Source organism: Pseudomonas sp. PvP089, assembly GCF_017875165.1.
Lineage (GTDB): Bacteria > Pseudomonadota > Gammaproteobacteria > Pseudomonadales > Pseudomonadaceae > Aquipseudomonas > Aquipseudomonas fortuita.
Genome location: NZ_JAGGME010000001.1, coordinates 5,920,691 through 5,932,030, shown reverse-complemented (window position 1 = coordinate 5,932,030; position 11,340 = coordinate 5,920,691). Strand labels below are relative to the sequence as shown.

Sequence of the window (11,340 nt, the reverse complement as noted above, 5' to 3'; positions counted from 1 at the left end):
CGGGCTAGCGCCGCCGACGCCAGAACAGCCCGCGCACGCTCAGCAGGGCTGGAAGGCCCAGGCCGGCCCAGGCCAGCACGTCCCAACCACCGTCGCCCAGCAGCGCGGCGAACAGGCCCACGAAGCCCAGCAGGGCAATCAACGCTGGCCAGGCGAAAAGGCGCACAGTGGATTGCGACTGGTGGCTCATGTCCGCGCCTCCCTGGGTTTGCGCTGCTTGCCCCACCACAAGTAGAGGCCGCTGCCGAGCACGATGAGGGTGAGCACATCCAGGACCGCCCACAGTATCTGCATCGGCCGCCCGCCGTAGTCGCCAAAATGCAGCGGCTGCGACAGGCCCATGGCGTCCATGTACCAAGGGCGATCGCCTACGGCAGTCACTGCCAGGGTACGGGCGTCGATCAGCACCGGCGTGAACAGGTGCGAGGTCAGATGGGTGGAGCCGTTCATGAACACCGCGTAGTGGTGCTCGCTGGAAAAGCGCGTGCCGGGGAAGGCAATGAAGTCCGGGCGCATGCCAGGGGCGGCCTGTTCGGCAATCTGCAGCAGGCGTGTGGCTGGCGCGCGGTCGGTGAGCGGCGGGGCATTGCGATACGGTGCGACCATGGTTGCCAGGCTGTCGTTGCGCCAGGCGGCGATGACCAGGTCGGACAGGGCACTGATCACACCGGTCACGCCCACTGTCAACGCCCACGCCAGCGTAACCACGCCGAGCAGGTTGTGCAGGTCGAGCCAGCGCAGGCGGCGGGATTTTTCGTGGCGCACGGTGCCGAACGCCAGGCGGCGCATGAACGGCGCATACAGCACGGTGCCGGAGACGATCGCGACGATGAACAGTATGCCCATGAAGGCCAGCAGCAGCTTGCCGGGCAGGCCGGCGAACATGTCCACGTGCAGGCGCAGCATGACCATCATGAAACCGCCATTGGCGGCCGGCATGGCCACTGCCTCGCCGGTACGGGCGTCGAGCATGAAGGTGTGCGACAGGTTGGGGTCGGTGCCCGCAGTGGCGGCGGTGATGGCGACCACGCCGTTGGGTTCGTCTTCGTCGTAGCCGAAGTACTGCATGACCTCGCCGGGGCGATGCTGTTCGGCTTTCACTACAAGCTGCTGCAGGTCGAGGTGCGGGGTGCCTGCTGGCATTTCGCGCAGCTCGGGGGCGTCGCCGAGCAGGTGTTCGAGTTCGTGGTGGAAGATCAGCGGCAGGCCGGTGAGTGCCAGCAGTAGCAGGAACAGGGTACAGACCAGGCTGCTCCAGGTGTGGACCACGGACCAGCGGCGGATGGTGGGGCTTTTCATCACGGTACCGATTTTGTCTGTTGGAACCTGGGGCCGCAAGGCGGCCCCCGCTCATTCAGAACTTGTAAGTGGCGCTGGCGACAACGCTGCGCTCATCGCCGTAGTAGCAGTAGTACCCGTCGCAAGTAGAGAGGTAATCCTTGTTCAGCAGGTTGGTGGCATTGACCGCCACCGAGGCGCCTTGCAGGCTGCTGTTCAGGCGACCCAGGTCGTAATGCACCGACGCGTCGAATACGGTGTAGGCCTTGGCTTTGCCCAGGTAGGTATTGGCCTGGTCACCGTAGGTGTTGCCGGTGTAACGCGCGCCCAGGCCGATGCCGAAGCCGTCGAGCACGCCCGAGTGCCAGGTGTAGTCGCCCCAGATGGACGCCTGCTGGTTCGGCATCAGCTGCAGGCGGTTGCCTTTGAAATCGCCGTCCTGCACCTCGGACTTGGCCAGGGTGTAGGCGGCAATCACCTTCAGGTTTTCGGTCACATCGGAAACCGCTTCCAGCTCAAGGCCGCGGACTTTCACTTCGCCGGTCTGGCTGGTGATGGTCACCCCACCAACGGTGTCGGTGACCGCGACGTTTTTCTGGGTCAGGTCATACACGGCTGCCGACAGCAGGGTGTTGGAGCCTGGCGGCTGGTACTTCACGCCCAGCTCCCACTGTTTGCCTTCGGTGGGTTTGAGCGGGTTCGTTGCCGACACACTGGCATTGCTGGAGGGCTGGAACGACTCGGCATACGACAGGTACGGCACGAAGCCCGAGTCGAACACATAGCTGATGGCTGCGTTGCCGCTGAACTTCTTGTCCCGCTGGGTACTGGTGGCATCGTCCTGGTTGAAGAACTTGGTGCCGGTATGCACCCAGTCCTCGCGACCGCCCAGCGTCAGGCGCCAGTTGCCGAGTGCCATCTGGTCCTGCACATACAGGCCGGTCTGACGGGTTTTCTGGTTGTAGTCATAAAACGCGGTCGAGCGATCCGGGCGGGTGATCGGCAGCCCGTAGACCGGGTTGTTGACGTTGCTGTCCGGCACGTTGAAGCCGAAGATCGACAGGTAGTTGGTATTGACGCGCTGGTGGTCCAGGCCGATCAGCAGGGTGTGAGTAATGTCACCGGTGGCGAAGTCAGCCTGGAAGTTGTTGTCCACCGCGAACTGGCTGATGTCTTCATCGGTATTGGTCGACATGCGGCTGACTGTGCCGTCGTCTTGCACCGGGCCGCCCGGCGAATAGTAACTGCCAGGGGTGATGGTCTGGAACGACAGGTCCGACTTGGTATAGCGCAGGTTCTGGCGGAACTGCCATACGTCGTTGATGCGGTGTTCGAAGGCGTAGCCCAGCGCGTAGTAAGTGCGGTCGTAGAACTCGTAATCCGGGTCACCCAGGTTCTTGTGGTGCGAGATCTTGCCGAACGGCATGTCGATCTTGGTGCCCTGGATGGGCCGGAACTGGCTGGTGGCGCCGGTATCGTCGCGGGTGAACTGGGTCAACAAGGTCAACGTCGTGTCTTCGTCGATGTTCCAGGTCAGGCTTGGCGCGATGTTGTAGCGCTTGTTGTCGATATGGTCGATTTGTGTGCCGCTGTCACGGATCACGCCGCTGACGCCGTACAGAAAGCGGCCGTCGTCGTCGATCTTGCCAGTGCTGGCGAAGTTGATCTGACGATGGTTGTCGCTGCCATATTGCAGCTCGATCTCATGGGCGCTTTCGGCCTGCGGGCGGCGGCTGACCATGTCGAGCAGGCCGCCGGGCGGGGTTTGGCCATAGATCGAGGAGGCCGGGCCACGCAGCAGGGCGAGGCGGTCGAGGTTCCAGGTTTCGGCTTTGGGGTTGGCGTACACGCCGCGTGGCAGCGGCAGGCCATCGAGGAACTGGGTGGGCTCGAAGCCGCGCACGCGCATCCAGTCATACCGCGTGTCGCTACCGAAACTGGCCGACACGATGCCCGGCATGTAGCGCACGGCGTCATCCAGGCTGTGCACGCCACGGTCTTTCATCTGCTCGCGGGTGGCAATGGAGATGGAGCGGGGGGCTTCCACCAGTGCGGTGTCGGTTTTGGTGCCAGCGGCGGTGCGTTTGGCCAGGTAACCCTCTACCGGCCCCCAGGCACTTTCAGAAACGCTGGCGGCGTCCACGGTGGTTTCTGGTAGCGCCAGGCTGCCATCCGGCACCGCCACCAGGCTGTAGCTGCCCACGGTGCTCTGTTGCAGCTGCAGGCCGGTACCGCGCAGGGCGGCTTGCAGGGCGCCAAGGCCGTCGTACTGGCCGCTCACCGCGGCCGAAGTGCGGCCGCTGACCAGTGCCGGGTCGATGGCCAAGGCGATGCCCGCCTGGCTGGCGATCTGGTTGAGGGTGGTGGCTAGCGGCGCGCTGGGCAGGTTGTAGGCGCGCGCAGTGGATGGCTCGGCGGCGAACAAGGCAGGGCTGGACAGCGGGGCAGCCAAGCCGATGGCCAGGGCCATGAGGCTGGGGCGCAGGATACGATCAACGGCACGGGACATGCGGCGGTTCCTCGACGGGTAAGTGCTTGCTGCTTCCTTGCCGAGCGAGATCTGAAAAGTGACAGGGCGAATCTGAAAAATATTGAGAATTATTTGGAGTGTGTACTGGCCTGTTCGCGTGCAAGCCCGCGAACAGGGCAGTGAAGGTTTACTTGGGAACGACGTTCACCCACCACTGGGTATGCCGCTCGATCTTTACCGGCAAGGCCGGCACCAGCGACTCCAGCGCCAGGTTGGTGTTGGTCAGCGGGAAGCTGCCAGTCACGCGCAGGTCTGCGACTTGCTCGTCTACCCCGAGGTAGCCGCTGCGGTATTTGCCCAGCGCGGCCAGCAGTTCGCCCAGGCGCACGTTGTTCACCACCAGCATGCCACGGGTCCAGGCATCGGCCCCGACCGGTACTGCGCCGACCTGGCCGAGGCCGTTGGCGTTCATCAGCACTTGCTGGCCTTCACGCAGCACTTGTTCATCGCCGCTGTTATGCGGCATGGCGGCGACCGAGGCTTGCAGCACTTCCAGGCGTGTACCGCCGGCTTCGCGGCGCACCAGGAAACGCGTGCCAAGGGGACGCAGGCGACCGTCGTCGGTGCGTACCAGCAGCGGGCGGGGGTCTTGGTGGCCGGTTTCGACCGAGATTTCGCCCTGATGCAGCACGATGACCCGCTGCTCGCCTGCGTAGTCGATGTCTACCGCGGTGTGGGTGTTCAGGCTCAGCAGTGTGCCGTCCTCCAGGCGCAAGGTCCGCAGCTCACCCGTGGCCGTGCGCTGGTCGGCCAGCCAGTAGCTGGGGGCCAGTGACGGTGCGCCGACCCAGGCCAGCAACGAACCGAGCAGGACCATGCTGGCCAGCCCGCTGCCAACTTTACCGATGCGTCGACGCAGGCCGGCGCGCGATTGCAGCAAAGCCTGGCGTGCCGGGCCGGCCGCAGCGCTGACGCGTTGGTCCATGGCCCCGAGCTGACGCCAGGCACGTGCGTGTTCTTCGCTGGCGGCATGCCAGCGCATGAACGCGTTGCGCTCATCCGGCGTGCCGCTGGCGTCGCCGAGGCTGAGTTTCCAGGCGATGGCGTCTTCCAGGACCTGGGACGAAACCGGTGCATTGCTCACGTCGGCTCCCCGTACAGGGCCACATAGCACTGGCGCATGCCTTGGGCGATGTACTGGCGCACCCGTGATACTGAAACGCCCAGGCGCTCTGCGATTTCGGCATGGCCCATGCCGTCCAGGCGGTTGTGCAGGAACGCTGCGCGGGCCTTGCTCGACAGCTTGCCGAGCAGGCGGTCGATGGCTTTGAGGTCTTCAAGGATAAGGTGCAGCGCTTCCGGTGAGGGGTGTTCGGCTTCCGGGATCAGTGCCAGCTCGGCGAGGTAGGCCTGTTCCAGTGCGGCGCGGCGGAAATGGTCGAACATCAGCCCCTTGGCCACGGCGGCCAGAAAGGCGCGGGGTTCGCGGGGGGTATCCAGCTGGTCTCGGCCGAGCAGGCGCACGAAGGTGTCCTGGCTCAGGTCTTCGGCACGTTGGCGACAGGCCATGCTGCGTTGCAGCCAGGCGAGCAGCCAGCCGCGGTGGTCGCGGTACAGCGCACCGACCAGATCGGCGTGTGGGCTCTGTGCAGAAGACAAGCAGCGTCCCCCCGGAACGAATGCATTAACTAACGATAATTATTCGCGATTGTTGCAGAGGGGAGGGGGTGGGTGCAATGGACGCTTATCGGATTGCCACCACTAGGGATGTGTTGCCTGTGCCGGCCTCTTCGCGGGTAAACCCGCTCCCACAGGTACTCCACAGTATTCAAGGCTGTGAGATCCCTGTGGGAGCGGGCGTGCCCGCGAAGAGGCCAGCAAGGCCAATACAAAGCTAAAGGCCGTGACTCTGCACGTTACGCCTGCGCCACCCACGCAACCGCTGCTCCAGCTGCAACGGGCTGTCCAGCTGCTGGCGCCGGGCCTGGCTGAACAGGATCAGCGCCAGCTCTGCGGTCACCTGGGCATCGGCACTGGCATGGTGGCGTTCCTCCACCTGCAAACCAAACCGCGCCACCCAGTCATCCAGCCCGGCCTCGCGCAACACTGTGTCGGGGTTGAGCATCGGCGCCAGTTCGGCAACGTCGAGGAACGGTGACTGCAAGCGATACCCAAGGCTCTCTTTCAGCGCACGGGCCAGCATGCGCTGGTCGAATGGCGCATGAAACGCCAACACCGGGCTGTCGCCAATGAAGTCGAGCAAATCGAGCAAGGCCTCGGCCGGGTCGCAACCGGCGGCCAGGGCGCTCGGGCCCAGGCCGTGGATCAGCACGCTGGCGTTGGTCTTCTGCAAAGGCCGGTGCAGGGTACGTTCGAACTGCTGGGCAAAATCGATGGCGCCATCTTCGATGGCCACTGCTCCAATCGACAGCACCTGGTCCCGGTTGGGGTTGAGCCCGCTGGTTTCCAGGTCCAGCACTACCCAGCGCTGTTCGCGCAGGGTACACACCCCCAGCGGCGTGGGCTTGGGTAACCGGGCCAGGCGCTGGCGTGTGCTGTGGTCCAGCTCGGGCGCGCTGGGGCGCAGCCACGCGAACAGGCTCATAACTGGTACCGCAAGGCCAGGCTGCTTTGCAGGCGCTGGGCCTGGCGCAGGGACTCGCGCAGGATGCGCCGGTCCAGGTGGTTGAGGCTGTCCGGGTCGAGCCGGTTGGAGTAGGGCAGGTTGTCGCGCGCCTGGCGTTGGTGCTGCTGCATGCGGGTTTGCTGAATGAAATGGTAAGCCTCTTCATAGGCCGCGCCGTCCAGTGGCTCGATCACGCCCTTGGCTACCAGCTGGCGCAGCCGTTCCAGGGTATTGCAAGCACCGACGCCATTGGCCAACGCCAGTAGACGGGCGCCGTCGACGAAGGGTGTCAGCCCCTGGACCTTGAGGTCGAGGGTGGCGGCCTTGTCGTTGCCCTGGCGGGTCAGCACGAATTCGCGCAGGCGGCCCACCGGTGGGCGCTGGCGCAGGGCATTGTCGGCCAGCATGCGCTGGAAGATGCGGTTGTCGGCCACCTGCTCCAGCAGGCCCTGGCGCAGTTGCTCGCAACCTTGCTCATCGCCCCACACCACCCGCAGGTCGAAGTAGATGCTCGAACCCAGCAGGTTCTCCGGGCTGGCGTCGCGCACAAAGCCGGCAAAGCGCCGTGCCCACTCGCTGCGCGACAGGCACAAGTCAGGGTTGCCCGCCATGACGTTGCCCTTGCACAGGGTAAAGCCGCACTGGGCCAGGCACTGGTTGATGTATTGCGCGAGCGGCAGCAGGCGGGCACGGATGGCGTCGGCCTCGGTACGGTCTAGCGCTTCGAAGAGGATGCCGTTGTCCTGGTCGGTGTGCAGGGTCTGCTCGCGGCGCCCTTCGCTGCCAAAGCACAACCAGCTGAACGGCACGCCCGGGTCGCCGCGCTCGGCCAGCGCCAGCTCGATCACCCGGCACACGGTGTGGTCGTTCAGCAGGGTGATTATCTGGGTGATCTGCGTGGACGATGCGCCGTGGGCGAGCATGCGCTCGACCAGTTGGCTGATTTCCCCACGCAGCGAGACCAGGGTGTCCAGCCGCGGCGCATGGCGGATGGTGCGCGCCAGGTGCACCAGGTCGACCCGTTGCAGCGAGAACAGGTCACGCTCGGAAACCACACCGCACAGGCGCCGGTTTTCCACCAGGCACACATGGGCGATATGCCGCTCGGTCATGGCCATGGCCGCGTCGAAAGCGCTGGCCTGAGGGCTGAGGTAGAAGGGTTTGACTGTCATGTGCCGCTCGATGGGGGCGCCCAGGTCGGCATCCGCCGAGGCCACCACCTGGCGCAGGTCGCGCAGGGTGAAAATGCCGGTGGGGTAGCGCTGCGGGTCGACCACCACGATGCTGCCGACCTGCTGCTCGTGCATCAGCCGCACGGCTTCGCGCAAAGACATGTCGCCACTGCACACCACCGGATGACGCATGGCCAGTTCACCCAATGGCGTGTTCAGCGAGTACTGGGTGCCGAGGGTTTCCACGGCACGCTGTCGCACCTGCTGGTTGACCTGGTCGAGCAGGCTGCTGACTCCGCGCAGGGCAAAATCCCGAAACACTTCAGACATCGAGAACACGCGGATGAACGCGGCCTTGTTCAACTGCAGGCAGAAGGTATCTTCACCGGCCAGGTGCTCGGTGCGGGTGGCCCGCTCGCCCAGCAGGGCCGCCAGCGGGAAGCACTCGCCACTGGTGATTTCGAAGGTGGTTTCCACGCCAGGCTTGACCAGGTGCTGGCGCTCGCCAACCACGCGGCCCTGCTTGACGATGTAGAAGTGCTCGATCGGCCCGTCGGCAGGCTTGACGATGCTCTCGCCGCAGGCATAGAAGCGCAGCTGGCACTGCTCGACCAGGTAGGCCAGGTGGCTGTGCTCCATCTGGTTGAACGGCGGAAAGCGCTGCAGGAACTGCAGGGTGCCCTGAATGTTCTGCAGTACTGCTGTCCTGCCCGCCTGGCTGTAGGCGTCCTTTTTGCTCATGAAACTGACCGTATCGCTATGCCGAACTATATATATCTATATATAGGTGCCGGCCCTGTTGTTTTCTGCCTCCATGGTCGGCTTGCGGCGGGGTGGTGCCCATTGGACGTAAGTCTATGAAGGCCCCTGTCAAAGACCCGACGAAAGGCGAAACGGGTTACGCGAGTAATGTGGTCCTAAGGCTGAAGCGGAATTTTTTTGACGAGATGAGCATGCCTGAGCACACCGACATCTTGAGCGACGCCGAGCGTGAGGCATTGGCCGTGGTGAGTGCACCTGTGGCACCCAGGCCGTTGGTGCTGGTGGTGGATGACAACGCGGTTAACCGCGAGGCGCTGATCGTGTACCTGAAAAGCCGGGGCATCGATGCGGTGGGGGCGGACGGGGCAGAAGAAGCCAGGTTGTACCTGCATTACCAGCAACGGATTGCTTTGATGATCACCGATTTGCGCATGCAGCCAGAGGACGGTCTGGACCTGATCCGGCAGATTCGCGAGTCGGAGCGCGCAGCGTTGTCGATCATCGTGGTGTCGGGCGACACCGATGTGAAAGAGGCGGTGGACGTGATGCACCTGGGGGTGGTGGATTTCCTGCTCAAGCCGGTCGACCTGGGCAAGCTGCTGGAACTGGTGAAGAAAGAACTGAAAATAGAGTGATGCAGAAAGGGGCTGCTTTGCAGCCCATTCGCGGCACAAGGCCGCTCCTACAAGGGTTATGCGTTCCCCTGTAGGAGCGGCCTTGTGCCGCGAATGGGCCGCAAAGCGGCCCCTTGCGGTTTACAACCCGTTACGCGCCTTGAACTCGCGGCGACGGCGGTGCAGCACCGGCTCGGTATAGCCGTTCGGCTGTTTGCCACCTTCCACCACCAGCTCTACAGCCGCCTGGAACGCGATGTTGTCGTCGAAGTTCGGCGCCATCGGGCGGTACAGTGCGTCACTGGCGTTCTGCTGGTCGACCACCACGGCCATGCGCTTGAGGCTTTCCAGCACCTGCTCCTGGCTGACCACGCCATGGCGCAGCCAGTTGGCCAGCAGCTGGGCGGAAATGCGCAGGGTGGCACGGTCTTCCATGAGGCCGACGTTGTTGATGTCTGGCACCTTCGAACAACCCACACCCTGGTCGATCCAGCGCACCACGTAGCCGAGGATGCCCTGGGCGTTGTTGTCCAGCTCGTTGCGGATTTCTTCGTCCGACCAGTTGGTGTCGGCGGCCAGCGGGATGGCCAGGATGTCGTCCACCGATGCCGGGGTGCGCGAGGCCAGTTCACGCTGACGCGCCTGGACGTCCACCTTGTGGTAGTGCAGGGCGTGCAGGGTAGCGGCCGTCGGCGACGGTACCCAGGCGGTGTTGGCACCGGCCAGCGGGTGAGCGATCTTCTGCTCGAGCATGGCGGCCATCAGATCGGGCATGGCCCACATGCCCTTGCCGATTTGCGCACGCCCTTGCAGGCCGGTGGCCAGGCCAACGTCGACGTTGTTGTTCTCGTAGGCGCCGATCCACTTCTCGTTTTTCATGGCGCCCTTGCGCACCACGGCGCCGGCTTCCATCGAGGTGTGGATTTCGTCGCCTGTGCGGTCAAGGAAACCGGTGTTGATGAACGCCACGCGCTCGGCGGCTGCCTTGATGCAGGACTTGAGGTTGACCGTGGTACGGCGCTCCTCGTCCATGATGCCAACCTTGACGGTGTTGCGCGGCATGCCCAGCAGGTCTTCGACCTGACTGAAGATTTCCGCGGCGAAGGCGACTTCTTCCGGGCCGTGCATCTTCGGCTTGACGATGTACACGCTGCCGCTGCGGGTGTTCTTGCGGCTGGTGTTGCCGTTGAGGTTGTGCAGGGCGATCAGGTTGGTGAACAGGCCGTCCTGGATGCCTTCGGGGATCTCGTTGCCTTGGGCGTCGAGGATCGCCGGGTTGGTCATCAGGTGGCCAACGTTGCGCACGAACAGCAGCGAACGGCCATGCAGGGTCACGCTGCCGCCGTTGGGCGCGGCGTACTCGCGGTCCGGGTTCATGGTGCGGGTGAAGGTTTTACCACCCTTGGTCACGGTTTCGGCCAGGTCGCCTTTCATCAGACCCAGCCAGTTGCGGTAGACGATGACCTTGTCGTCGGCGTCGACGGCGGCAACCGAGTCTTCGCAGTCCATGATGGTGGTCAGCGCCGACTCCATCAGGATGTCTTTGACGCCAGCGGCGTCGGTGCTGCCAACCGGAGTGCTGGCATCAACCTGGATCTCGAAGTGCAGGCCGTTGTGCTTGAGCAGCACGGCGGTCGGTGCAGCAGCATCACCGTGGAAGCCGATGAGCTGGGCATCGTCACGCAGGCCGGTGTTGCTGCCGCCTTTGAGGGCAACAATCAGCTTGCCGCCTTCGACGCGGTAGCCGGTGGAGTCGACGTGCGAGCCCGCAGCCAGTGGCGCGGCTTCGTCGAGGAAGGCGCGGGCGAAGGCGATGACCTTGTCGCCACGGGCCTTGTTGTAACCCTGGCCTTTTTCGGCGCCGCCTTCATCGCTGATGGCGTCGGTGCCGTACAGGGCGTCATACAGCGAACCCCAGCGGGCGTTGGCGGCGTTCAGGGCGAAACGGGCGTTCATCACCGGAACAACCAGCTGCGGACCGGCCATGTGGGCGATTTCTTCGTCCACGTTCTGGGTGGTGGCCTGGAAATCGTCGGCTTGTGGCAGCAGGTAGCCGATTTCCTGGAGGAATGCTTTGTAGGCGACGGCGTCGTGGGCCTGGCCTTTGCGTGCCTGATGGTAGGCGTCGATCTTGGCTTGCAGCTCGTCGCGCTTGGCGAGCAGGGCTTTGTTCTTTGGAGCGAGGTCATTGATGATCTTCTCTGCACCCGCCCAGAACTGCTCGGCGACGATGCCGGTCCCGGGGATGGCTTCGTTGTTCACGAAGTCGTACAGGACCTTGGCGACCTGAAGGCCACCGACTTGAACGTATCCAGTCATTGCTTGCCTCACTCTGCTCAGCTATTTCGCTCTTCTGTATTAAGCCTGTAGCGCTTCTCTAAACACGGCACCAGTGCGTGCCCCCGGGTTGTACCGGGC

At 64.1% G+C, this 11,340-nt stretch carries 9 protein-coding genes; 1 reads left to right on the top strand and 8 read right to left on the bottom strand.

Annotated elements, in window-relative coordinates:
* Positions 1-4 precede the first annotated feature (4 nt).
* From J3A71_RS27120 to J3A71_RS27090, 7 genes are all read right to left on the bottom strand, one after another.
* Positions 5-190 (bottom strand): hypothetical protein, encoded by a 186-nt coding sequence (locus tag J3A71_RS27120; RefSeq protein WP_016484563.1) that lies wholly within the window; start codon positions 188-190, stop codon positions 5-7.
* A complete protein-coding gene (locus J3A71_RS27115) occupies positions 187-1,299 on the bottom strand; it encodes a PepSY-associated TM helix domain-containing protein (RefSeq protein WP_016484564.1) in 1,113 nt (370 codons plus the stop codon). The genes J3A71_RS27120 and J3A71_RS27115 overlap by 4 nt, the downstream gene beginning before the upstream one ends.
* 55 nt (positions 1,300-1,354) lie before the next feature.
* The gene (locus J3A71_RS27110; RefSeq protein ID WP_060518002.1) at positions 1,355-3,787 is read right to left on the bottom strand and encodes a TonB-dependent siderophore receptor; all 2,433 of its coding nucleotides are present in this window, start codon (positions 3,785-3,787) and stop codon (positions 1,355-1,357) included.
* Positions 3,788-3,935: 148 nt separating this feature from the next.
* Positions 3,936-4,892, bottom strand: a complete 957-nt coding sequence (locus tag J3A71_RS27105) for a FecR family protein (RefSeq protein ID WP_096425481.1) — start codon at positions 4,890-4,892, stop codon at positions 3,936-3,938.
* Positions 4,889-5,407, bottom strand: a complete 519-nt coding sequence (locus J3A71_RS27100) for an RNA polymerase sigma factor (RefSeq protein WP_016484567.1) — start codon at positions 5,405-5,407, stop codon at positions 4,889-4,891. The genes J3A71_RS27105 and J3A71_RS27100 overlap by 4 nt, the downstream gene beginning before the upstream one ends.
* A 235-nt stretch (positions 5,408-5,642) precedes the next feature.
* Positions 5,643-6,353 carry a 3'-5' exonuclease gene (locus J3A71_RS27095; protein WP_016484568.1) on the bottom strand — a complete coding sequence of 237 codons (711 nt, stop codon included), beginning with the start codon at positions 6,351-6,353 and terminating at the stop codon, positions 5,643-5,645.
* Entirely contained in the window at positions 6,350-8,287 is a 1,938-nt protein-coding gene (locus J3A71_RS27090; RefSeq protein WP_016484569.1) for a DUF294 nucleotidyltransferase-like domain-containing protein, read from the bottom strand. Before J3A71_RS27090 ends, J3A71_RS27095 begins: the two co-directional genes overlap by 4 nt.
* Positions 8,288-8,403: 116 nt before the next feature.
* On the opposite strand from J3A71_RS27090, the gene J3A71_RS27085 reads away from it, so the two are divergent.
* Complete coding sequence (locus J3A71_RS27085; RefSeq protein WP_060517998.1) at positions 8,404-8,943, top strand: response regulator; 540 nt, start codon at positions 8,404-8,406, stop codon at positions 8,941-8,943.
* 120 nt (positions 8,944-9,063) lie between these two features.
* On the opposite strand, the gene J3A71_RS27080 is transcribed toward J3A71_RS27085, so the two are convergent.
* The gene (locus J3A71_RS27080) at positions 9,064-11,241 is read right to left on the bottom strand and encodes a malate synthase G (RefSeq protein ID WP_096425482.1); all 2,178 of its coding nucleotides are present in this window, start codon (positions 11,239-11,241) and stop codon (positions 9,064-9,066) included.
* Between the last annotated feature and the right edge of the window lie 99 nt (positions 11,242-11,340).

Bases quoted from the DNA above. Each gene is read 5' to 3' on its own strand.
- J3A71_RS27120 (WP_016484563.1), bottom strand. From the start codon at position 190: ATGAGCCACCAGTCGCAATCCACTGTGCGCCTTTTCGCCTGGCCAGCG.
- J3A71_RS27115 (WP_016484564.1), bottom strand. From the start codon at position 1,299: ATGAAAAGCCCCACCATCCGCCGCTGGTCCGTGGTCCACACCTGGAGC.
- J3A71_RS27110 (WP_060518002.1), bottom strand. From the start codon at position 3,787: ATGTCCCGTGCCGTTGATCGTATCCTGCGCCCCAGCCTCATGGCCCTG.
- J3A71_RS27095 (WP_016484568.1), bottom strand. From the start codon at position 6,353: ATGAGCCTGTTCGCGTGGCTGCGCCCCAGCGCGCCCGAGCTGGACCAC.
- J3A71_RS27090 (WP_016484569.1), bottom strand. From the start codon at position 8,287: ATGAGCAAAAAGGACGCCTACAGCCAGGCGGGCAGGACAGCAGTACTG.
- J3A71_RS27085 (WP_060517998.1), top strand. From the start codon at position 8,404: ATGAAGGCCCCTGTCAAAGACCCGACGAAAGGCGAAACGGGTTACGCG.
- J3A71_RS27080 (WP_096425482.1), bottom strand. From the start codon at position 11,241: ATGACTGGATACGTTCAAGTCGGTGGCCTTCAGGTCGCCAAGGTCCTG.